This is a genomic window from Bacillus sp. FSL R5-0709, assembly GCF_038004785.1.
Lineage (GTDB): Bacteria > Bacillota > Bacilli > Bacillales > Bacillaceae_G > Bacillus_A > Bacillus_A mycoides.
Genome location: NZ_JBBORT010000001.1, coordinates 3272855 through 3296627, shown reverse-complemented (window position 1 = coordinate 3296627; position 23773 = coordinate 3272855). Strand labels below are relative to the sequence as shown.

General features: G+C 37.3%; 20 protein-coding genes and 1 pseudogene. 18 read left to right on the top strand and 3 right to left on the bottom strand.

The window, feature by feature from the left end:
* The first annotated feature begins 260 nt into the window (after positions 1 to 260).
* The 6 genes from MKX37_RS16845 (at position 261) to MKX37_RS16820 (ending at position 5073) form a co-directional block, all read left to right on the top strand.
* Positions 261 to 1295 (top strand): FecCD family ABC transporter permease, encoded by a 1035-nt coding sequence (locus tag MKX37_RS16845; RefSeq protein ID WP_002128403.1) that lies wholly within the window; start codon positions 261 to 263, stop codon positions 1293 to 1295.
* Positions 1296 to 2312 carry a FecCD family ABC transporter permease gene (locus MKX37_RS16840; RefSeq protein ID WP_016120579.1) on the top strand — a complete coding sequence of 339 codons (1017 nt, stop codon included), beginning with the start codon at positions 1296 to 1298 and terminating at the stop codon, positions 2310 to 2312.
* Between the two features lie 21 nt (positions 2313 to 2333).
* On the top strand, positions 2334 to 3242 hold the full coding sequence (locus MKX37_RS16835; protein WP_002014213.1) for an iron-hydroxamate ABC transporter substrate-binding protein: 909 nt from the start codon (positions 2334 to 2336) through the stop codon (positions 3240 to 3242).
* Positions 3243 to 3620: 378 nt separating this feature from the next.
* Positions 3621 to 4172, top strand: coding sequence for a GNAT family N-acetyltransferase (locus MKX37_RS16830; RefSeq protein WP_016127362.1), 552 nt, complete (start codon positions 3621 to 3623; stop codon positions 4170 to 4172).
* A 79-nt stretch (positions 4173 to 4251) separates the two neighbouring features.
* A complete protein-coding gene (locus MKX37_RS16825; protein WP_002128400.1) occupies positions 4252 to 4611 on the top strand; it encodes a nuclear transport factor 2 family protein in 360 nt (119 codons plus the stop codon).
* A gap of 234 nt (positions 4612 to 4845) precedes the next feature.
* On the top strand, positions 4846 to 5073 hold the full coding sequence (locus MKX37_RS16820; protein WP_002033458.1) for a hypothetical protein: 228 nt from the start codon (positions 4846 to 4848) through the stop codon (positions 5071 to 5073).
* Positions 5074 to 5144: 71 nt separating this feature from the next.
* On the opposite strand, the gene MKX37_RS16815 is transcribed toward MKX37_RS16820, so the two are convergent.
* Entirely contained in the window at positions 5145 to 6470 is a 1326-nt protein-coding gene (locus tag MKX37_RS16815) for an ArsB/NhaD family transporter (protein WP_002014220.1), read from the bottom strand.
* Positions 6471 to 6732: 262 nt separating this feature from the next.
* Here MKX37_RS16815 and MKX37_RS16810 point away from each other — a divergent pair, with 262 nt between their 5' ends.
* A complete protein-coding gene (locus tag MKX37_RS16810; RefSeq protein WP_000407039.1) occupies positions 6733 to 7083 on the top strand; it encodes a YojF family protein in 351 nt (116 codons plus the stop codon).
* 15 nt (positions 7084 to 7098) lie between these two features.
* Positions 7099 to 7761, top strand: coding sequence for a bacillithiol biosynthesis deacetylase BshB2 (gene bshB2 / locus MKX37_RS16805; RefSeq protein WP_000439465.1), 663 nt, complete (start codon positions 7099 to 7101; stop codon positions 7759 to 7761).
* Positions 7762 to 7830: 69 nt separating this feature from the next.
* Here the strand turns inward: bshB2 and MKX37_RS16800 are convergent, their stop codons facing one another.
* Positions 7831 to 9063 (bottom strand): MerR family transcriptional regulator, encoded by a 1233-nt coding sequence (locus MKX37_RS16800; protein ID WP_002185253.1) that lies wholly within the window; start codon positions 9061 to 9063, stop codon positions 7831 to 7833.
* Positions 9064 to 9250: 187 nt separating this feature from the next.
* Here MKX37_RS16800 and MKX37_RS16795 point away from each other — a divergent pair, with 187 nt between their 5' ends.
* From MKX37_RS16795 to MKX37_RS16750, 10 genes and pseudogenes are all read left to right on the top strand, one after another.
* Positions 9251 to 10537 carry an NAD(P)/FAD-dependent oxidoreductase gene (locus tag MKX37_RS16795; RefSeq protein ID WP_002128397.1) on the top strand — a complete coding sequence of 429 codons (1287 nt, stop codon included), beginning with the start codon at positions 9251 to 9253 and terminating at the stop codon, positions 10535 to 10537.
* A gap of 13 nt (positions 10538 to 10550) precedes the next feature.
* Positions 10551 to 12023, top strand: coding sequence for an aldehyde dehydrogenase family protein (locus MKX37_RS16790; protein WP_002128396.1), 1473 nt, complete (start codon positions 10551 to 10553; stop codon positions 12021 to 12023).
* A gap of 45 nt (positions 12024 to 12068) precedes the next feature.
* A complete protein-coding gene (locus tag MKX37_RS16785; RefSeq protein WP_078203380.1) occupies positions 12069 to 13487 on the top strand; it encodes an MATE family efflux transporter in 1419 nt (472 codons plus the stop codon).
* A 44-nt stretch (positions 13488 to 13531) separates the two neighbouring features.
* Positions 13532 to 13813, top strand: coding sequence for a cupin domain-containing protein (locus tag MKX37_RS16780; protein ID WP_002128394.1), 282 nt, complete (start codon positions 13532 to 13534; stop codon positions 13811 to 13813).
* Positions 13814 to 13988: 175 nt separating this feature from the next.
* Complete coding sequence (locus tag MKX37_RS16775) at positions 13989 to 15449, top strand: CoA-acylating methylmalonate-semialdehyde dehydrogenase (RefSeq protein WP_078422209.1); 1461 nt, start codon at positions 13989 to 13991, stop codon at positions 15447 to 15449.
* A 30-nt stretch (positions 15450 to 15479) separates the two neighbouring features.
* On the top strand, positions 15480 to 16835 hold the full coding sequence (locus MKX37_RS16770; RefSeq protein ID WP_176112559.1) for an aspartate aminotransferase family protein: 1356 nt from the start codon (positions 15480 to 15482) through the stop codon (positions 16833 to 16835).
* A gap of 107 nt (positions 16836 to 16942) precedes the next feature.
* Entirely contained in the window at positions 16943 to 18562 is a 1620-nt protein-coding gene (locus tag MKX37_RS16765) for an amidohydrolase (protein ID WP_002128391.1), read from the top strand.
* A gap of 319 nt (positions 18563 to 18881) precedes the next feature.
* Complete coding sequence (locus MKX37_RS16760; protein ID WP_078206652.1) at positions 18882 to 20081, top strand: multidrug effflux MFS transporter; 1200 nt, start codon at positions 18882 to 18884, stop codon at positions 20079 to 20081.
* 137 nt (positions 20082 to 20218) lie between these two features.
* Positions 20219 to 20766: pseudogene (locus MKX37_RS16755) on the top strand (hypothetical protein).
* Between the two features lie 534 nt (positions 20767 to 21300).
* A complete protein-coding gene (locus tag MKX37_RS16750) occupies positions 21301 to 22692 on the top strand; it encodes an amino acid permease (protein ID WP_002167898.1) in 1392 nt (463 codons plus the stop codon).
* Between the two features lie 48 nt (positions 22693 to 22740).
* Here the strand turns inward: MKX37_RS16750 and MKX37_RS16745 are convergent, their stop codons facing one another.
* Positions 22741 to 23760, bottom strand: a complete 1020-nt coding sequence (locus MKX37_RS16745; protein ID WP_078422208.1) for a zinc-binding alcohol dehydrogenase family protein — start codon at positions 23758 to 23760, stop codon at positions 22741 to 22743.
* Between the last annotated feature and the right edge of the window lie 13 nt (positions 23761 to 23773).

Sequence of the window (23773 nt, the reverse complement as noted above, 5' to 3'; positions counted from 1 at the left end):
TTATTATTTGAAAAATCAAAATAATAACTTAGTATACTACAAATTTGAAAATAAAACAGTACGTCATTTTGCATGTATTTGGAAGTTTTAGAAGGGAATTGTAATAAGTATTTTGATAGTTTAACAAAGTAAAAAAATAGTTTGCTATTTAAAAAAAGTGGGGATATAATATCTAAATGAAAATGATAATTATTATCAATAATGATTATAAATAAAAAATAATTATAAAAAAGAACTGAATATAAAGGATGAAATGAAACATGTTACATAAGTCTACTGTACATGCTGGCAATAATCGCTGGATACATATTAAGTTCATATGTTTCATGAGCTTAACAATTATATGTTTAATTGGAGCTATATTTTTAGCCGTTGCATTTGGTGCAAAGGATATCCATTTGCAAACTGTGTGGGCAGCGGTTTTTGATTATAATCCGAAATTAACACAGCATCAAATTATTTATGAATTAAGGCTCCCAAGGGTAATTGGCGCAGCAGTTGTAGGAGCTGCTTTTGCAGTCGCTGGAGCTGTTATGCAAGGGGTAACACGAAATCCTTTAGCTGATGCAGGTGTACTCGGAATAAATGCAGGTGCGATGTTTGTAGTAGCACTTAGTTTTGCTTTTTTCCCGCATATGCCGTATTCCTATTTAATGATTGTCTCCTTTATTGGAGCAGTTTTAAGTACAGTACTCATTTTTATTATTGGATCAGCAACATCAGGCGGGCTAACGCCGATGAGGTTAACGATTGCAGGGGCAGTTATGGCCGCGCTTTTACATTCGTTAAGTTCAGGTGTCGCGATTTATTATGACTTAAGCCAAGATTTAGCGTTTTGGTATGCTGGTGGTGTTGCGGGGGTTAAGTGGGAACACTTGAAATTTTTAGTGCCTATTATTCTCATAACAATTGTTTTTGCGACAGCGCTAGGGCGATCTATTTCACTCATATCCATGGGGGATGATGTCGCTACAAATTTAGGTGTAAAAACGAACCGAACGAGAATACTCGGGATGATTATGGTAGTGATTCTAGCAGGTGTTTCTGTTTCAGCTGTTGGTTCCATTGGATTTGTAGGATTGGTCATTCCGCACATTGCTAGAAAATTAGTAGGTGTTAATTATCAACTTATTATTCCTATGTCAGCATTATTAGGAGCTATTTTATTAGTTTTAGCTGATTTAGGAGCAAGAACAGTAAATCCTCCTAAAGAACTTGCGATAGGAATTATGGTAGCTCTTGTTGGAGTTCCGTTCTTCCTTTATATAGCACGTAAAGTTGGGAGGGAGTTATAAGTGAAGGATCTTTTTAGCACGGATAAAAAGAGAGCTATTACTGTAACTACAATTTTCGGATGTATAAGTATCGCTGTAATTTTGATTAGCTTAAATACGGGAACGCTGAGCATCGCACCGCTCAAAGTAATTCAAACGCTTTTTGGCTATGGTGATTTTGAGAGTGCAACCGTGCTATACGATTATCGTATGCCAAGAATTATAATCACAATGTTAGCAGGTATTGGCCTTGGGGTTTCCGGTGCGATTTTGCAAGGATTATCTCGGAATGCTCTCGCAGATCCTGGTATTCTTGGATTACACTCGGGTGCATCTTTCGGGCTTATTGTATTTGTTACTTTCTTTCATTCTATTAACGAGAGTGCATCGATTTTAATACCGTTATTTACATTTGGCGGAGGAGTGTTAGCTGCATTTCTTATTGTTTTGCTTGCGAGTGATCGGTCGAAAGGTTTACTTCCCATTAGACTTATTCTTGTTGGTATTGCAGTTTCAGCTGGTTTTAGTGCACTTTCGTTATTTTTCTCGCTCAAGTTAAATGATGAGACGTATACATTCGCTTCTAGGTGGTTAGTTGGTAACGTGTGGGGAAGAGATTGGATTCATGTCCTAGCGTTATTACCTTGGATTTTGATACTAACTCCGTACGCATGGCTGAAATCCAAAACGTTAAATGCACTGTCACTAGGTGATAGTGTAGCAGCAGGACTTGGTGTATCTGTTCAAAAAGAACGGTTACTGCTTTTAGCTACAGCGGTAGGATTGTCTTGTGCAAGTGTATCAATGGCAGGGGGAATTGGCTTTATCGGCTTAGTTTCTCCGCATATCGCAAGAAAGTTAGTAGGTAGTACATATCAACATTTCCTTCCGTTAGCTGGCATAATTGGAATGATTATTTTAGTACTCGCGGATACGATAGGGCGATCTTTATTTGAGCCAAACTCTATTCCAGCTGGCGTAGTAGTAGCGGCTTTAGGTGCGCCATATTTTCTTTATTTACTTACAAAAACAAAATAAATACTTCAAAGAGGAGAACATATGAAAAAGAAACTTACTATTTTATTTAGCATTATGTTTATTTTAGTATTATCAGCATGTGGTCAAACGAAATCTAGTGAAGAGGCAACTAAAAAAACTGAAAAAAGTAATGATCCAAAAATTGCTTCTATGTCTATTCATTTAACGAATAACTTACTTGCATTAGGAATTACACCGGTAGGTTCTGTAATTGGTGGAGATTTAAAAGATTTCTTACCTCACGTGAAAGAACAGTTGAAAGATACGAAGAAACTGGGCGTTGTAACAGATCCGAATATGGAAGCATTACTACAATTAAAACCATCTGAAATTTATGTGGATGAAAAATATGCTGGCAAAGATTTAGCGAAATACGAAAAAATTGCAAAAACACATACTTTTAATTTAGATGAAGGTACGTGGAGAGATCATTTAAAAGAAGTAGGTAAACTTGTAAACCGTGAGAAAGAAGCAGATAAATATATTCAAGACTATGAAGAACAATCAAAACGAGTAAAAAGTTTAATAGATAAAGAGTTAGGTAATAACGAAAAAGTAATGGCAATTCGCGTTACTGCAAAAGAATTACGTGTATTTAGTACGAAAAGACCGATGGGACCAATTCTATTCCAAGACTTAGGATTACAACCTGCAAATGGTGTAGAGAAAATTGATGGAAACCGTCCTTTCGAAGTAATTTCACAAGAAGTATTACCTGACTTTGATGCGGATGCTATTTTCGTTGTCGTAAATAGAGACGATAAAGCAAAAGCAGCATTTAAACAACTGCAAGAAACACCAATTTGGAAAGACTTAAAAGCTGTTAAAGGTAAGCACGTATACATTATTAATGATCAACCATGGCTTGACTATTCTGCTTTAGGTAACAAAATGGCAATGGATGAAGCAGAGAAAATGTTTACGAAATAATACAGTTTTGCTATTAGGAAAGGCCCTCTAAATTTGGAGGGTCTTTTTATTGTTGTTATTGTTAGAATAAATGAAAAATTATACAATGAAGTTAATTCAATGCAAGGGAGATGTGCCAATGTCAGCGCTTATTGTAAGTATCCCGTTAAAAAAACAGTTTATGGAACAAGGGGATAAAGTGAAACTTTAATCAGTGGGGGTTTTGTTCATCCCCCACTGATTATTAGCCTTCACCAATCGGGCGTTTACGGGCAGCCCGACTCCCACCTAACTTCTTCGCTCCAGCTGAATTTTGAGGTGGGAGTCTTACTGCCCGTTAATGCGGGATAAATAGGCTAGAATTATTGTCCCCGCTATTTAAAAAAGGGGGAGTTTTAGATGACGATGAATCTTTTTCAAAATAAAACTATTAAGTTATCAGCTATTAGAGAAGCAGATGCTGAAGTAATGGCTATGTGGCAAGAGGATAGTGAGTACTTAAGAAATGTAGATACAGACTTGGCATTCCCGCAATCGTTACATGAAATAGCGAGTGATGGGCTATTAAAGGGACGGAGATCGAATAGTGTTTCTTTCATGTTAAGAACAGTTCAAGATGATCGCTTAATTGGTTTTGTTGCAATTCACGGCATAGAGTGGAATAACAGAACAGGTCTATTAGCAATTGGTATAGGAGAGGCAAATGATAGAGGAAAAGGGTTTGGGAGAGAAGCAGTGCATCTTATTTTAAAGTATGCGTTCTATGAAATGAATCTACACCGCGTCGGTCTCGATGTTATTTCTTATAATAAAGCAGCCATTGTACTGTATAAAAAGGTGGGATTTCAGATGGAAGGATGTATGAGGGAAGCAGTTCAAAGAGATGGAAAGTGTTTTGATCGTATGATTATGGGGATATTGCGTGATGAATGGATAGAGCTGCAGAACTAGCAAAAACATACAGAATAATTGTGTAGTGTAGAGTGAAAAGTTGTAATATTTGGGTAATGATGAGCGGAGGAGTGTACTAATGGAAGGTTTATCTTCATTAAGAGAGTGTTTATATCAGCTAGAGGAACGATTACTTAAACCAGGGGTTCGCACATCTCAAAAGGAGCTTAAAAAGATACTTGCCGCTGATTTTTTTGAGTTTGGGAGTTCTGGTAAAGTTTTATATAAAAATGAGGATATCGATAAAAATGGAATTGGTGTGGTAAAAATGACTTTGAGTGATTTTGAAGTACATCCATTATCCAAAGATGTAGCATTAACTACTTATCAAATATTCAATGAAATGAATAATCAACACTCGTTACGTAGTTCGATATGGAAATTTAGAGAAGGAAGATGGCAAATGTATTTTCATCAAGGTACACCTGCTAAATTTTAGTGAAGCTTTTTGTATGAAAAAGAAACTATAAAGAATAGAATTGTTGAATATATTAGTCCTATATATATATAAAGAACTAATGAAAGTTGTCTTTCTAAAATATCTAAATTTGTTCTTAAAAGGGTCTTGTTAATAAAGGTACATTCCATATTATATATGTAGTATGCAGGAGATATAACGATAATTGGCGAAAATTCACAGTGAACTGATTGAATTTATAAGGAGTTATGCGAGATGAACTTAGAAAAAAGTAAGCCAGTAAATGAAGAGGTCGCTGAATTAAAAGAACTAATTAAAGAACTACACGGAAGTGTACATCAACTTCAAAGTGAAGTGCAGCAACTAAGGCACGAAAGACCAGTTGTTGAAGTGAGAAAAGGTGTTCAACTATCACCAACAATCATCGGACAAATTGGTGGTATGATTTTAGGTGGATTAGCAATTATAGGTATATTTTGGTGATGAAAAAAGGTTTGTAGCATAGTGCTGCAAACCTTTTTTATTTGACGACATAATTTCATGCAATACAACTTCTACATTAAATAACGTAAATAAATGTAAGCATGTGATAACAATAGCGCAATGATCGTTAAGGGGAAACCGATTTTTAAGAAGTCCATATAAGAGAACCCATGTCCTTCACGTTTTGCAATACCAGCAACGACTACGTTTGCTGATGCTCCAATTAATGTTCCGTTGCCTCCTAGGCAAGCTCCAAGTGATAACGCCCACCATAGTACTTCAATTTGCGGAGAATCGACAGATAGTCCGAGTCCTGTAGCTAAATCTTGAATAAGTGGAATCATCGTTGCGACAAATGGGATGTTATCAATTGTCGCAGATGCGATGCCAGATACCCATAAGATAAGTATAGCAGCGAAACCGATATCGCCATTTGTTACGTCGAGTACTTCTTTTGCGAGTGAAGAAATAAGTCCGATATCAATTAATCCGCCAACGAGAACGAATAGTCCAGCGAAGAAGAAAATTGTTACCCATTCAACGTGGGCAAATACATCTTCAATATCATGTTCTTTCACACCGATTAACATAAGAAGTGTAGCACCTGTCATCGCAATAACGGCAGCGTCTACATGAATAATAGAATGAAGTACAAAGCCTAAAATAGTTAGTCCTAAAATCGTAATGGATTTTAAAAGGAGGCTCTGATCTTTAATATAATCTTTTTCATTTAATGCCATTAGCTTTTCGATTTGCTCAGGCGTTGTTTTTAGTTTGTTGCGATACATGAAGTAAATAATGCCAAGTGTAACGATAGAAATAATGATTACGATTGGAGCTAAGTTTAGTAAAAAGGCATTAAAGTCTAAATGCTTATTAGCTGATCCAATCATAATGTTCGGCGGGTCACCAATTAATGTTGCTGTTCCGCCTATATTTGAAAATAGTACTTCTGAAATTAAATAAGGAACAGGATTTACTTTTAAAATACGTGTAATGGATAGTGTAACAGGTACGATTAATAATACGGTTGTTACGTTGTCCAAAAATGCAGAACCGACAGCAGTTAATAGGGATAGTAATAATAAAATGCGGATTGGTTTTCCGCCAGCTGCTTTTGCTGCTTTTATGGCTACAAATTCAAATACGCCTGATTGACTCGTAATATGTACGAGAATCATCATCCCAATTAAAAGGGTAATCGTTTCCCATTGAATATGCGATGTGAAAGCAGTATGTAAATCTACAATTCCAAAAATAATCATAATAGCAGCACCGAATAGTGCGATTACAGCACGATTCAATTTCTCAGAAATAATAAAACCGTACGTGACTAAAAATACGGCAATTGTAAAATAATATTGCCAATTTGCTACTTCATGTGCTGATTGTTCCAATCATGTCACCTTCTTTAAAGTATGTATTCAATTGTCGAAATGTATCTCGCTGTATTAATACGGGATAAAATATATTGTAGCAAATTCAAAAAAGAAAGAAAACTATTTAACAAAGTGAAGGAAAAAATGTGATTTTTACATATCATATAAAAAATATAAAAAACACAGTGCAAATTATTAGGAAAAGTGGGCGTTGTCCTCTAATATAGAGATAGCAATTTACATTATTTTTGCGTAAAATGGTTTAAAGAGGTGAATTCCGATGGAAATAGTAAAAGATAGTTCTCTTATTCAAAATGAAATTGAACGTTTTGTAAATAAAGATGTATATATTCATTTAGAAACGACGAATGGAGCGTATGCGTCACACTTTAATGAAAAGATGATGACAGTAGGAGCATTCATTCGAAATGCAATTATTCGCTTTGAGCGTGGGAAAATAACTGGAACAAACCCATACCGAGTTGGTTTGAAAATGGATCATGGCTGGGTATATGCAGAAGGCATTACGCACTGGGAAGTAGACGATAAAGAGCGTTTATTACTAGCAGGGCATGATAACCAAGGCCGCTTAGCGGTAGCGCTTGAGCTAAGCTTAACGCCATTTAAGTAAGAAGGAGGGAAACTTATGGAGAGACATGTACTTGTTGTATTTCCGCATCCAGATGATGAAGCATTTGCTGCGGGAGGAACAATTCGCTTATTAACAGATCAAGGAGTACCTGTAACGTACGCATGTGGTACTCTTGGACAAATGGGACGTAACATGGGGAAAAACGTATTCGCTAACCGTGAAACGATTCCAAATATACGTGAAAAAGAATTAAAAGATGCATGTGAAGCGATGGGGATTCAAGATTTAAGAATGCTCGGTTTCCATGATAAAACGTTAGAATTTGAAGATGTTGATTTTGTTGCCGATAAAATCGAAGCGATTATTCAAGAAGTAAATCCATCTCGAATTATTACATTTTATCCAGAACACGGCGTACATCCGGATCATGATGCATTTGGCCGCGCTGTAGTTCGCGCTGTATCACGTATGCCTAAAGAAGAACGTCCAGCCATTCATGCGGTTGCGATTACGAGAAATCGCGAAGCAGTACTCGGTGAACCGGATGTTGTAAATAATATTAGTGAAGTATTTGAACATAAATTAGCTGCACTAGGCGCGCATCGTTCACAAACGGAAGCGATGCTAGAAGAAACGCATGCAAAAATAAAAAACAAAGACGCAGCAACATTAAAATGGCTGCAACTTGAACAGTTTTGGACTTATAAATGGGAGTAGGCTAGAAGGGTACCTTCTAGTAGCTCTTACATAGAAAAAGCGCCGTCACTTGTGATGGCGCTTTTTGTGCTATTGTTTCGTATTAGCCAAATACATGAGCATGTGGAATTTTTCGTCTCTTACATGATAATCGAAATAAGGTCCTGGATCTGTACAGTAACCGATATTTTCATTTTGCATGATTTGAAATCCGTTAACTGATAAATTTTCTTCTAAGTATTTTGGATGTAAAATATGCTCATGGGAATTTGGATATAAGGCTGAAATATTTTTCAAGGATTTGGCCGAGTTATCATAATACGAGTATCCACCGACAATTGTTGAACTGTTATGTAAATAGTTTTTTAGAACATGACTTGGGAACTCTGGGTTGAGCAGTGAAAAATCAGTTATTGTAAAACTATCCACAAAAACATCGATGCTAAGCGGTTTCAATGGTAGATTTAAATCGGAATTCAAAATATAAAGGACGCGTGGCTTCGGATTCACACGCTCAATTCTATTTCTCACCTTCTTGAGCATTGCAAGCGAATAGCCACTGAATACATAGTTTGCGCTTGGTTCAAGAACATCGATATATTTAGGTAGTGATACAAAAGCATCAACGTTTGTTTCCACAATTAATTTGTTTTTCAAATCTATATTTTGTAGAACTTTTTGAAATCGAAAATTACTTTTTTCAAATAAGTTAATCATTTTGGGATTGATCTCTTTAATCGTTTCTTTATCGTAAAAATAAGATGGATAAGGAGACGTCTCGTACAAGTTCGCGGTAATGATAATACCCTCCTCGATAGCTGCTTCGTATCCACAGCTACAAGTTAAACTCCCCGTGTGAATGTAGACTTTTTTAATCGTTACATCTTTCATTTCAAGTGGAATGCGGCATTTTGGACAATAGAGAAAATTTACAAAGTCAAGCGGGATTCCTGTAATACTTTCTTCTTTGGATGAAGGCGAGCTAGTTTGAACCGCTTTTTCAATCAATTGGATAGCTTTTGATATGTCTTCTTTTTTCTTGGTTAGCTCGTCCTTTTTATCAATGAGCGAGTTGTTGTAGTAGTCGATATCCTCATGGTCCGAGAAGTTTGTGACACGTCGATATGATAAAATTCGTTGGATTTCTATCAATGAAAAATGAAATTTTTTCAGCTCAGTAATAAAAGCCATGTCGTCGAAACACAATTGGTTCATTTGATACTGAGTGTTTTTTTTGTCTGGTATTAATAATCCTAGTTCAATGTAATAACGAACGGTATCAGTCGTAACATGAAAAAGCTTCGCAAATGTACCAATTTTCATAGATGTACCCCCCAATGAAAAAAGTGGAGTTACTCCACTTTTTTCGCAAAATGAATTCAAAAAACTCTCAAATAGCTATTGACTTGGAGGAAACTCTAAGTCATATTATTAACTCAATAAGTTTGAATATTAAGAATATTTTTGACTGTATTGTAACATACATGTCACGAAGGGAGAAGGATTAGCTATGGATAAGATGGATCATATGGATACACTCTCACTATGGACAGCGACTGCAAACAGATATGACAAAGGAAAACCTCTTGAAGGAAATGAAGAGGCGGATGTTGTCATTATTGGCGCAGGTTTCACAGGTCTCTCTTCTGCATATCATTTGCAAAAGTTAGGGAAGAGTGTCATTGTCCTTGAGCAGGAAACAATCGGATATGGCGCAAGCGGTCGCAACGGCGGGATGGTATTGCCAGGCTATAAGTCAACGATGCAGGAGCTTGCCAAGAAGTATGGTGCCGAAGAGGCGAGGCAGCTTAACGATCTTTCTCTGCTTAGTGTTGAATTAGTTAAAAACATTATTGACGAGCATCAAATCAACTGTAACTTCAGAAAGACAGGTCACATTGTGGCGGCTTACAAAGCCAAGCATTTTGAAGGGTTGAAACTTGAAAGTGAATACTTAAACAAAAATTTTGGATATGACTGTAGCGTGCTTAATCGAAGTCAGTTGCATCAAGAAATTGATTCCCCGCAATATTATGGTTGCTTAGTCGACGACTCGAGTTACTCGTTCCAACCGCTGAACTATGCAATTGGTTTGGGAGAAGCAGCTAAATCGATCGGTGCAAAAATCTTTGAGCATTCGAAAGCACTATCTATTGAGTACGGCCGAAATAGTGTGAAAGTTATTACAGAAAAAGGTACTGTTACAGCGAAAGACATTATTGTGGCTACAGATGGTTACTCCGGAAAAATTATGGCTGAATTGAATAAAGGCGTACTGCCAATTTCGGCACGTATTATTGGTACTGAACAGCTTCCAGAATCATTGGTGAATAGCGTCATTCCTAAAGATCGCATGGTTTTTGATACAAGCAGTTTCCTTTACTATTTCAGGCGTACACCAGATAATCGGATCATATTTGGCGGTGGCGATATTCGTCCAAACTTAGGTGATGCTGTTTATCAAAATGTTTACGATGCCATGGTTAAAATAATGCCAAAACTAGAAGGAAGCAAGATTGATTACAGGTGGGGTGGATTTATCGGGGTTACAATTGATACGTTCCCGGTTATCGGTAGATCCAAAGAAGGCGCATATTTTGCAACGGGTTATACGGGACATGGCGCGTCTCTCTCGACATTGTTTGGTAAGTTATTGGCACAATGGATCGTTACGGGGAGTGCAGGTGGATATCGATTTGAAAAAGAACGCCTTAAATCATTCCCATTCTATAATCAGAAAACGATGCTGGTCAATATAGCACATATTGGTTTCAAACTGGTAGATATTATCGCGTAAAGGAGAGGTGTTTATGAAAATTAACATGTTCATTGACGGGAAATGGGTAGAAGCATTATCGGGTGCTAGACGAAACATTATCAATCCTGCAACCGAAGAGGTTATCGCAACGTCTGCTCATGGATCAGCAGATGATGCGAAGATAGCAATTAAGGCGGCTCGTAAAGCGTTTGATAGCGGGATCTGGTCGGATTTATCGGCTGATGAAAGAGCTGACTATCTATATAAGATTGCAGACCGTCTTGAAGAGAATACAGCTGAAATTGCCCGTTTGGAAACTGCAAATAACGGTAAGGTTATCCGTGCAACAACCTATGTAGATATTCCTGTATCGATTCAATGCTTCCGCTATTATGCTGACTTGATTAAAGGTATGAAAAAGGAATCTTACACTCGTGATGATGCTTCAGAAACGATTATTATTCATGAACCGATTGGTGTTTGTGGACTTATTGTACCTTGGAATTTCCCGCTTATGTTAGCTGTTTGGCAAATTGCTCCTGCACTTGCCGCAGGGAATACAATTGTAATTAAGCCTGCTGACGTCACTCCTGTAAGCGTATTCAAATTATTTGAAATTATCGAAGAGGTTGGACTTCCGGATGGAGTAGCAAACTTAGTATTGGGACCTGGTTCAAAGGTTGGGAATGAGCTTGCAGAGAGCCATGATGTCGACAAAATTGCCTTTACTGGTGGAACAAAAACAGGTCAAAGTATTATGCGCGCAGCTGCAGGCAATATGAAAAAAATCACACTTGAACTAGGTGGTAAATCTCCACTTATTGTGTTCGACGATGTGGATTTTGAAACCGCAGTCGATAATGCGATGTTTGGTATTTTCCACAACGCTGGGCAAGTTTGTTCAGCTGCATCTCGTTTACTTGTACAAGAGACTATTTATGATAAGTTTGTTGAAAGATTGGCCGAGCGTGCGAACAAAATTGTAGTTGGCAACGGGGAAAGTGAGAATATTGAAATGGGAGCGCTTACAAACGAGTCTCATATGAATGAAGTTTTACATTATATTCAGAGAGGAATCGAAGAAGGTGCAAAATTAGTTTGTGGTGGTAAGCGCTTAACAGAAAATGGGCTCGATCGAGGGTTTTTCATTGCACCAACAATCTTTGCTGATGTAAATGAAAATATGTGTATTGTGAAGGAAGAGATTTTTGGCCCAGTCCTTGTTGTACAGAAATTTAAAGATGAGGAAGATGCCATCCAAAAAGCGAATGATTCTATTTATGGATTAGCCGGTGCTGTATTTACGGAAGATATGGACCTGGCAAAACGTGTCATTAGTAAATTGCGTGCGGGAATTACTTGGATTAATAGTTATCATCTCGCTTATGTGGAAGGTCCTTGGGGAGGGTATAAGCAAAGTGGCATCGGCAGAGCGTTAGGTGTTGCCGGACTGGAGCACTTTATGGAAACGAAGCAAATCAATATCCACCAGCATGCAAATCCGGTAGGGTGGTATGCGAATTAATTGAGCAAAACGTGCTATATAAATTATTTATAAGGGGATATGCTCATGAAAATAGTGGACAACGGTCCGTCATCAAAAATAGAGCAACCAGAAATAATGAATAAGCCGGTGGATGATTCAGTGCTAGGAACCAAAAGTATTCTGTTACTATATTTACGGTTTGCTTTGGCGGGAATTATGGCTAACGTAATTTTAGGAGTTGTATCGGTTGTTGATGGCTATTTCGTCAGTGGCTTTCAGGAGCTGGAAGTCGAAGGGATCGGAATTGGATTTACGGTCATGGTTATTACCCGTATGATTGGTGTTCTTTTAGGTGTGGGAGCCGGAGCGGTCATTTCACTTCGACTGGGGAAAGGGAAAATCGAAGAAGCTAGAAGTATTATGGGACAAACTTTATGGTTTACTCTTTTCCTGTCTTCTTTGTTAGCTATACTTGGGTTGGTCTTTGAAAATGATATTATGATTTTATTCGGAGCAAGTGATGAAGCACTTCCGTATGCGGTGCAATATAGCCGACTGCTATGGATTTCGTTGCCATTAACGATATTGGCCGTTGTATTAAGTATTTTAGCTAATATCGATGAAAAGCCTATATTATCAATGAACAGTTGGTTAGTCGCAGCGGTTGTTGCTGGGACTATGGAATGGATTATGGTAGTGAAGTATGACATGGGGATGATGGGTTCTTCATGGGCTAATACGATTTCGCAATCGATTCCTGTTCTCCTAATCTTTTATTTCTGGTTTGGTAAAACAAAACTTAAGCCAAAAATGAAAGATATGATGATTAATCTCAAGAAGATTGGTGAAGTGGTTTGGACGGGCTTTGCATCTTTCTCGAGTCAGTTCATGATGTTTATTGCAATTATTTTCACCAACAACTTACTGCAAAGCTACGGTGGTGGTCTACACGTTGCAGCTTTCACGATTCAAAACGGTTATATTACAAATCTCCTCGCCTTAGCAGCTCTTGGTGGGATGACAGGGCTTCAACCGATTATTAGTTATAATTACGGTGCGGGCAACCTTGATCGTGTGAAACAAGCAATTAAGATGGGACTCATTTTTACAGTTTCCTTCTTTGTAATCGTGACAGCCATACTAGTCATTTTTGCAGATCCAATTGTGTCATTTTTTTCCGGTGGTAATCCTGAATTGCAAAAACTGGGAATTTGGACGACAGTTGTATTCAATTGTTTGTTTACGCTTAGTGCAGTTAGCCTGCTTATCTCCGGTTATTTCGAATCGCAAGAGAGAAACTGGTCCGCAACGTTTATTAGTGTAAGCAAAATATTGTTGTTCATGTTACCGTTTCTATTTATTTTCCCGAAATTCTGGGGTGTAGAAGGTGTATGGTACGCTGCTCCTGCTGCAGAAATTCCAGGTGTTCTCATTGCCATATACTTTATGAAAAAAGAGTTTAAACGTTTAAAAAATCCAAGTGTTAAGGCAGTAGATTTATAGACTTATTCCTTCAAAATTATCAATACGAAAGAGAGAGGATTGTCATGTTTTTTGCGAAAAAACTTACAGCAGAAGAAGCAGAGCAACTAGGTGCCAACGCATGGGAACCGTGGGTAGGCGAACCGAATAAAGGAACGTGGCATGTAGAAGATCAGGAAGTTTTCTATGTGACAGATGGTGAAGTGTTTATTACTGTTGATGGGGAAAAGTATCATATTACAAAGGACTGGATCGTTTCCTTGGCCAAGGACCTTGTTTGTGAATGGGATTGCCCAGTATTTTTGAAAAAGAATTATAAGATGAACCATGAGATCCATCTGAAATAATGTGAACTGGGGAGTGGACAAATGCTAAGCAGATGACTGCTCCTGCGTATTCAATGAATAAGATTAATAATGTTGAAGAAATGTATGTAAATAAGTTTACATACCGTCAAATGAATGCGCTTTCTTTTTAAGGGCGATAACATAGGACGGTTATCTTAAAATAGGAGGCTTCACCATGGTAGTAATGAAAAATGTACAAACGTTGAAAAATTATATTGGCGGACAATGGATAGAATCCACAAGTAAGCAAGTTGAAGATGTACCAAATCCAGCAACAGGAGAGATTATTGCTCGTGTGCCTCTTTCGACTAAAGAAGATTTAGATAGAGCTGTAGCAACTGCGAAAGAAGCATTCAAAACATGGAGAAAGGTCGCTGTGCCTCGGCGTGCTCGGATTCTATTTCGCTATCAACAGCTATTGATTGAAAACTGGGAAGAGTTAGCTAAACTCGTAACCTTGGAAAACGGAAAAAGTTATAAGGAAGCATACGGTGAAGTGCAGCGGGGGATTGAATGTGTTGAATTTGCCGCAGGCGCACCCACTTTAATGATCGGAGAGCAACTTCCCGATATTGCTACTGGTGTTGAATCAGGGATGTATCGTTATCCGATCGGAGTAATCGCAGGAATAACGCCATTTAACTTTCCGATGATGGTGCCATGCTGGATTTTTCCACTCGCGATTGCATGCGGGAATACATTTGTATTAAAACCATCTGAAAGAACACCGCTATTGGCTAATCGCATAGCTGAACTGTTTAAAGAAGCAGGTCTTCCAGATGGAGTACTAAATATTGTGCATGGTGCACATGACGTCGTTAACGGCATTCTTGACAATGAGGATGTGAAAGCTGTATCTTTCGTTGGTTCTCAACCTGTGGCTGAGTATATATATAAAACAGCAGCAGCTAACGGTAAACGTGTACAAGCTCTTGCAGGGGCAAAAAATCATTCGATCGTATTAAAAGATGCGGACCTTAGTTCTACAGTGAAAGAAATTACAAGTGCTGCCTTCGGTTCAGCTGGTGAACGATGCATGGCAGCTGCTGTTGTTGTCGTGGAAGAAGACGTTGCAGATGAGCTCGTTAATAGACTGCTTCAAGAGGCTAATGCAATTAAGATTGGTAATGGTCTGGAAGAAGGTGTTTTCCTTGGTCCCGTTATTCGTGAAGTACATAAAGAGCGGACACTCGGATACATTCAATCCGGTGTAGAGCAGGGAGCGACACTTATTCGTGACGGACGTGAAGACGATGTAGCAAACAGCCAAGGTTATTTTGTTGGCCCAACGATTTTTGATAACGTGACAGAGGAAATGAAAATCTGGCAAGATGAAATTTTCGCACCGGTTCTTTCTATTGTACGCGTAAAAGACTTGATGGAAGCGATTCATGTTGCTAATGCATCACCATTCGCAAATGGTGCATGTCTGTACACAAATAGCGCGAAAGCTATTCGTGAATTCCGTGAAGAAATTGATGCAGGTATGCTTGGGGTTAATCTTGGAGTTCCTGCTCCAATGGCATTCTTCCCGTTCTCAGGTTATAAGAAATCTTTCTATGGTGATCTCCATGCAAATGGAAAAGATGGCGTAGAATTCTATACTCGCAAGAAAATGCTTACGGCTCGTTATTGAAAGAGTGATGTAAAACCATAAAAAGATAGAATGGAGCTGGTGATTGTGCAAGCGACAGAACAAACACAAAGTTTGAAAAAAACAGATGAAAAGTACCTTTGGCATGCGATGAGAGGAGCAGCCCCTAGTCCAACGAATTTAATTATCACAAAAGCAGAAGGGGCATGGGTGACGGATATTGATGGAAACCGTTATTTAGACGGTATGTCTGGTCTTTGGTGTGTGAATGTTGGATACGGCCGAAAAGAGCTTGCAAGAGCGGCGTTTGAGCAGCTTGAAGAAATGCCGTATTTCCCTCTGACTCAAAGTCATGTTCCTGCTATTAAATTAGCAGAAAAATTGAATGAATGGCTTGATGATGAATACGTTATTTTCTTTTCTAACAGTGGATCGGAAGCGAATGAAACAGCGTTTAAAATTGCTCGTCAATATCATCAACAAAAAGGTGATCATGGACGCTATAAGTTTATTTCACGCTACCGCGCTTATCATGGTAACTCAATGGGAGCTCTTGCAGCAACAGGTCAAGCACAGCGAAAGTATAAATATGAACCACTCGGGCAAGGATTCCTGCATGTAGCACCGCCTGATACGTATCGAAATCCAGAGGATGTTCATACACTGGCAAGTGCTGAGGAAATCGATCGTGTCATGGCATGGGAGTTAAGCCAAACAGTAGCCGGTGTGATTATGGAGCCAATCATTACTGGGGGTGGAATTTTAATGCCTCCTGATGGATATATGGAAAAAGTAAAAGAAATTTGCGAGAAGCACGGTGCGTTGCTCATTTGTGATGAAGTTATATGTGGATTTGGACGAACAGGGAAGCCGTTTGGATTTATGAATTATGGCGTCAAACCAGATATCATAACAATGGCAAAAGGTATTACAAGTGCGTATCTTCCTTTGTCAGCAACAGCAGTTAGACGAGAGGTTTATGAGGCATTCGTAGGTAGTGATGATTATGATCGCTTCCGCCATGTAAATACGTTCGGAGGAAATCCTGCTGCTTGCGCTTTAGCTTTGAAGAATTTAGAAATTATGGAGAATGAGAAACTCATTGAACGTTCCAAAGAATTGGGTGAACGACTGTTATATGAGCTAGAGGATGTAAAAGAGCATCCAAACGTAGGGGATGTTCGCGGAAAGGGCCTTCTTTTAGGCATTGAACTAGTGGAAGATAAGCAAACAAAAGAACCGGCTTCCATTGAAAAGATGAACAAAGTCATCAATGCTTGTAAAGAAAAAGGTCTAATTATTGGTAAAAATGGTGACACTGTTGCAGGTTACAATAATATTTTACAGCTTGCTCCTCCATTAAGCATCACAGAGGAAGACTTTACTTTTATCGTTAAAACAATGAAAGAATGTTTAGCTCAACTTTAATTAATTATTGATAAATCTTGTTAAAAAGCGGATGAGCCTATTAGGAGATGTAACTTTAAATACTGAATGAATTACTCGAAAAGAGTAATTCCGAAAGGGTTGAGTTTATGAAAGCTGATGTTGTATTGATAAATGGAGAAGTTATTACAGTAGACCAAAAGAATGCAGTAGTCGAAGCTGTCGCAATAAAAGATAATCAAATCGTAGTTGTTGGCTCAAATCAGGAGGTTAAGAGTTTTATAGGAGAAAACACGGATGTAATTGACCTGCAAGGGAAAACGCTTCTTCCTGGATTCATTGATTCCCATCTCCACATCATTTCTCATGGACTAAATCAGTTGGCTGTCAGTTGTAAAGCTGAACATATTGATTCTATCGATGCTTTATTAGATGATCTGAAAAAGAAGGCCTTAGAAACGCCAAAAGGTGAATGGATACGTGCTTGGGGCTTTAATGAAACCGCTGTGGAGGAAAAGCGTTATCCAACAATTACTGAGCTGGATGAAATTTCAGTTGAACATCCTATTATTATAACTCGTACTTGTCACCACATAAGCGTGGTGAACAGTAAAGCATTAGAAATTGCGCAAATTAACGAGAACACACCGGATACGAGTGGGGGAGTTATTGAAAAGAATCAGGCAGGAAGGCTTACAGGAAAGTTAATTGAAGCAGCAAATATGAGTATGAGCGAGGTTGCAAGTTATACAGAAAGTGAAATGATGAAGGCTGTGAAAATTGCATCAGATCATTTCGTTGCAGCTGGCATAACAAGTATACATGACGCAGGTGGAGATGGACCGGAGAGTTTTCGTTTACTACAACGAGCTGTGAAGAGTAGGGATATTCGTGTCCGAATATATGCAATGATATGTCAAATAAATAACTCTCATGAATTTGTTAATAAAATGGTCGAAGCTGGTGTGGTAACTGGTACCGGAGATGAAAGATTCAAAATCGGACCAGCTAAATTGTTTACAGATGGAAGTAGCACGGGGCCTACAATTGCAACCCGTAAGTCATATTCAAGTGACCCTAACAATTACGGCATTCTTTATTATAGTGAGGAAGAAATCTATAAGGTTTTAGGTGAAGCGCATAAAAAAGGCTATCAAATCACTGTACATGCACAAGGTGATAAAGCTATTGAAATGTATTTGAATTGTGTAGAAAGGGCGCTAGAGGAATCACCAAGAAAAAATCACCGTCATCGAATCGAGCATGCGGGAATTTCTTCACCAGATTTACAAGAGAGAATGAAAAAACTCGAGATGATTCCTATTCCAAATCCTCCATTTCCATATGAATTCGGAGAGATATATGTAGAGCACTATGGTGATCGTGTTAATCACATGTACGCTGCTCGTGATTTTATTGATCGTGGCATCATTGCAGCAGGTAGTTCGGATGCACCAGTTACTGACTATAATCCTTTATTAGGAATTCATGTTGCTGTCAATAGAAAAACTAAGTCTGGAATAGAGGTTGGTGCTAATCAATCTATAAGCGTAATGGAAGCTATTAAACTATACACATGGAATGGTGCTTATGCGAGTTTTGAAGAAGAGATAAAAGGAAGCATAGAGGCCGGAAAACTGGCGGATTTAGTTATATTAAATGACAGCATTTTAAGTGTCAATCCAAACCAAATTAAAGATTTAAAAGTAGAAACAACAATTATTGATGGTGAAATTATTTATCAAAAAGAACAATCAGTGAAAATGTAGCAATAAAAAAACGCCCCTTCAGTTGTTTAGTTGCGCTTTTCAAATCGTATTAATTTTCCGAAAGAATTGAAAGGATATTCGTCTACTAACAAATATTCAGATTATGAACACTAGAAAATGAACACAACCTATCATATAATTGAAAGACTATATTTTAAAATCAATGTTAATATTACCCTCCTATAAGTATTAACATGCGTAATTGAGGTGTTTTCTTTGTTGTTTTATGATCGAATTTCTATAATGGCCCCTCCTGTTCCATAGCTAAGGAAAGTCTATTCATTTCTGAGATTTTCAAAGTTATAGGAGGGTATTAAAAGTGAAAAAAGTCTCAGTACCATCACTTTGGTTAATGATTATTCTTGTGGCATTTCCGCAAATTAGTGAAACAATTTACACACCGTCTTTACCGGATATTTCAAAGGCGTTGCACGTAAGTAATAATGAGGTACAGTTAACGCTTAGTGTTTATTTTGCTGGATTTGCTTTAGGTGTATTTTTTATTGGATGGTTATCAGATATAATTGGTCGTCGCCCAGCAATGTTATTTGGAATTGTAGTATATGGCGCTGGAAGTTTCTTATGCTATATTGCAAATTCTATTGAATTTTTATTGTTTAGTCGTTTTATTCAAGCATTTGGAGCAAGTGCTGGTTCAGTTGTGACACAAACGATTCTTCGTGAAAGTGTAGAGGGGCATAAACGTCATGTTATGTTTGCTCAAATTTCGGCAGTCATTGCTTTTACACCAGCGATAGGTCCACTAATTGGGGGCTTTCTTGATCAAATGTTTGGATTTAAAATAGTATTTTTAAGTTTAGTTGTTATGAGTGTTGGGATTTTGTTATATACGTTTGTTTCTCTTCCGGAAACAAAAACGGAATCAGTAACGGATAAAATAAATGTATTTTCTGTATTAAAACGGTTGATTACAAATCCGAAAGTAGTAACATATGGGGTATTAATTGGAGGAGCGAATGGTGTTTTATTTAGCTACTATGCAGAAGCGCCGTTTATCTTTATTGAATACTTTCAGTTATCGCCTAGTATGTACGGATTTCTAGGAATTGTTGTTGCTTCCGCTTCTATTATTGGGGCGAAAGTTTCAAAGCGGTTACTTGCTACTTATAAACCAGAGAAAATTATATATATCGGTTGTCTTGTAATGACAGGAGGAGCTATCTTCTTAACTGTTATTAATTCATTTGGATCAAATCCAAACATAATATATATGATTGGATTTTTAGTAGCGATGTTTATATTGCTATTAGGAATTGGGGTAGCATTGCCTAACTGTTTAAGTTTAGCATTAGTAGATTTTCAAGATGTCATTGGTACAGCTGGAGCATTGTTTAGCTTAGGCTACTATGTAATTGTAACGATGACAATTTGGGGAATGAGTCAGCTTCATACGGGCTCGTTAATGGTGATGCCGCTTTATTTTCTGGCTATAGTAGTTATCATGATGGTATTTACTAAAGTGTTTATTTTTGGTAAACAAACTTCAAAAACGATTTAAATATGAAATGGTAAAAGAGTCTCATTTTTTAATGAGACTCTTTTATATTTTATGAAAATAACTATAGGTATGAATATGTAATTAATGTTAAAATATGAAAAAATTGTATAGTTATAGTTTTTAGGGAGGGTAAAAATATGTTAATGAATCTAGTATGCGCTCTACTAATCATTTCCGGACTTATTATAGTTGTAAGAAATACTTTCATTTTAAACCACTATCTTTGTAATTTAATGGCATTCTTTGTGCTTATATGACAACATCTTCCTACGTATTAGAGCAACTTTCGTTAACAAAAACCATATTGATACTATGTTTGTTGCTGATAACTTTTATTCTTATATACTCACATTTCGAGATTAGAGGGCTCGCTTTTAACGATTATACGGTATTTAATCTAGCTTCTAGCCGAGTGAATATATTAGTGAAAGACGGGTTAACCGAAGCGAACATAGAATTTACATTGGATAAAAATAATATATATTTATCAGGATCTCCTGTTAAAATTCGAATATTGAATAGACCATTACATACAACTAATATTTTATTTAGAAAATGCCCAGAGGATATAAAGACAAAAATTAAAGGTATTATTAAGGAAAAGATAAAAGCTGAGGAGAAGAGTTTTCCTCTTTCCGGTGTATTGTTGATTGTTTTAAGTGTAGTTATATTTTTCTTAAAGTAGGAGATGGGATAGAGAATTTTTAGTTGTGAGAACGGGATAAATAAGAGATGTAGAAGCTAGTGACTTTGTTGTTTTACTAATATATTAAATTTATGTGAGAGGTGTTAATCGCATGTGTAAGCAATTACGGTACAAACTATAAATAGTGAAGTATATGCGGTATGAAACCGAGGTAGATAAGATCTCCTCGGTTATTTATATTGTAATAACATTCATACCGGAATCATATTGAATAGATGTATTTTATTGTTAATTTAGTTAAAAATTAATCAAACTAATATATAATAATTTACTGAAAAAATAATTGAACTTTTCAGATAAATGAATTAATATGAAGTGAGCAATTTTAAATTTTATAGAAAATAGGAAGATGAGGGGTTTGGGAAATTTTATAAGAGGCAAAATGAGATTTTAGGATAGCTTTAAAGTTAGTCTAAAATGACGTTTGTTTCATCATTTTCAGGGCCGAAAGGAATTAGGGTACACCATCTTACTTTAAATGCGGCTATGAATCATCTAAGAGGGGGAAATGAAGTGGCAAACAAAGAATTGAAACGAGGTTTAGAAGCACGTCATATTCAAATGATTGCTTTAGGCGGAACAATTGGTGTTGGTTTGTTTATGGGGTCAGCCAGCACGATTAAATGGACAGGTCCGTCAGTAATGCTTGCATATGCAATCGCAGGTGTTTTCATCTTCTTCATTATGCGTGCCATGGGAGAAATGTTGTATATGGAGCCAAGCACAGGTTCATTTGCGACATTTGGTCACAAATATATTCATCCGTTAGCTGGTTATATGACAGCGTGGAGTAACTGGTTCCAGTGGGTTATTGTTGGGATGTCAGAGATTATCGCAGTTGGAGCGTATATGAAATATTGGTTCCCGGATTTACCGGCTTGGATACCTGGTATTATCGCGATGGTTATTCTTGGTGCGGCTAACTTAATTTCTGTTAAGTCATTTGGTGAATTTGAATTTTGGTTTGCGATGATCAAAATCGTTACGATTTTATTAATGATTATTGCCGGATTCGGCCTCATTTTCTTCGGAATTGGGAATGGAGGAGAAGCAATCGGCATATCTAATCTTTGGGCAAACGGCGGTTTCTTTACAGGTGGTTTTTCAGGATTCTTCTTTGCATTATCACTTGTAGTTGGAGCGTATCAAGGTGTGGAATTAATCGGGATTACTGCTGGTGAAGCGAAAGATCCGAAGAAGACACTTACTAGAGCAATTCAAAGTACAATTTGGCGTATTTTAATTTTCTATATTGGTGCTATTTTCGTTATTGTAACTGTTTATCCTTGGGATCAATTAAGTTCAATTGGTAGTCCGTTCGTAGCAACTTTTGCGAAAGTTGGTATTACGGCAGCTGCGGGACTTATTAACTTCGTTGTTATTACAGCCGCAATGTCTGGTTGTAACAGTGGTATTTATAGTGCTGGACGTATGCTTTATACACTAGGAGTAAATGGACAAGCACCGAAATACTTTACGAAGATCTCTAATAACGGTGTACCTTTATTCGGTACAGTTGGTGTAATTATCGGTTTAGCGGTTGGTGTTGTTTTAAGTTATATTGCACCAAAAAACTTATTCGTATATGTATATAGTGCGAGTGTACTTCCTGGTATGGTGCCATGGTTTGTCATTTTAATTAGTCAAATTAATTTTAGAAAAGAAAAAGGAGCAGAGATGAAAGATCATCCATTCAAAATGCCATTTGCTCCTGTTACAAACTATTTGACAATTGCCTTTTTAATTATGGTATTAATCGGAATGTGGTTTAACGATGATACGCGTATTTCATTAGTTGTAGGTATTGTTTTCTTAGCTATCGTCACAATTAGTTTCTATGCTTTCGGAATAGGGAAACGACCTCCGTTAGATGTTCAAAATGATCAAGAGATTTCAAGTAAATAAAGATAGTAAAAAGTCCGATTTCCCGTTTAGAAATCGGACTTTTTATTATTAAAATTTCTCTAAAACGATCTTTCCAATTGTACGCCCACTTTCAAGTTGTGCATGTGCTTTCTTTACGTTTTCAGCGTTAATTGGTGTGAATGTTTCATTTAATGTAGTCTTTAAAATGCCTTCATCTAATAGTTCGCTTACTTTATTTAATAGTTCGTGCTGCGTACTCATATCACCAGTTTCATACATCGCTTTTGTAAACATAAACTCCCAAACGAATGTAGCACTTTTACTTTTTAAAATTCCCATCTCAAGAGGGTGTTCATTTTCTACGATAGAGCAAATTTTACCTTGTGGTTTAATGATGTCACCCATCGCGTGCCAATGCTGATCAGTATTGTTTAAGCAGAAGATATAATCTACATCTTTTAGCCCAAATTCTAATATTTGATCTTTTAAAGGTTGGTGATGATTAACTATATAATCGGCACCGAATTTTTCCACCCAGTGTATAGTTTCGTTGCGGGATGCGGTTGCGATTACGTTTAGTCCAGCCCATTTAGCTAACTGAATAGCAATCGAGCCAACACCACCAGCTCCGCCGATAATTAAAATGTTTTTAAATGAATTTTCATCTTTCTTATTATAATCAATCCCTAAACGTTCAAACAAACCTTCCCATGCGGTAATGGCTGTTAAAGGAAGTGCTGCAGATTCAGCATCACTTAACGTTTTTGGTTTTTTACCAACAATTCTTTCATCAACTAAATGGTATTCACTGTATGTACCTTGCCTTGTAATGCTTCCAGCGTAAAACACTTCATCGCCTTCTTTAAATAACGTACAACCATCGCCAGTTTGCACGACAACACCGCTAGCATCCCAGCCAAGTATTTTTGCTATATCTTCTTTTTTATCTTTCAGAGATCGAACTTTTGTATCAACTGGATTAACGGAAATAGCGTTAATCTTTACAAGTATATCTCTTCCTGTGGCAACAGGTCTTTCAACTTCAATATCAATTAAACTGTTTTCTTCTTCAATAGGTAAGTATTCATGTAAACCAATTGCTTTCATTTTTATTCCCTCC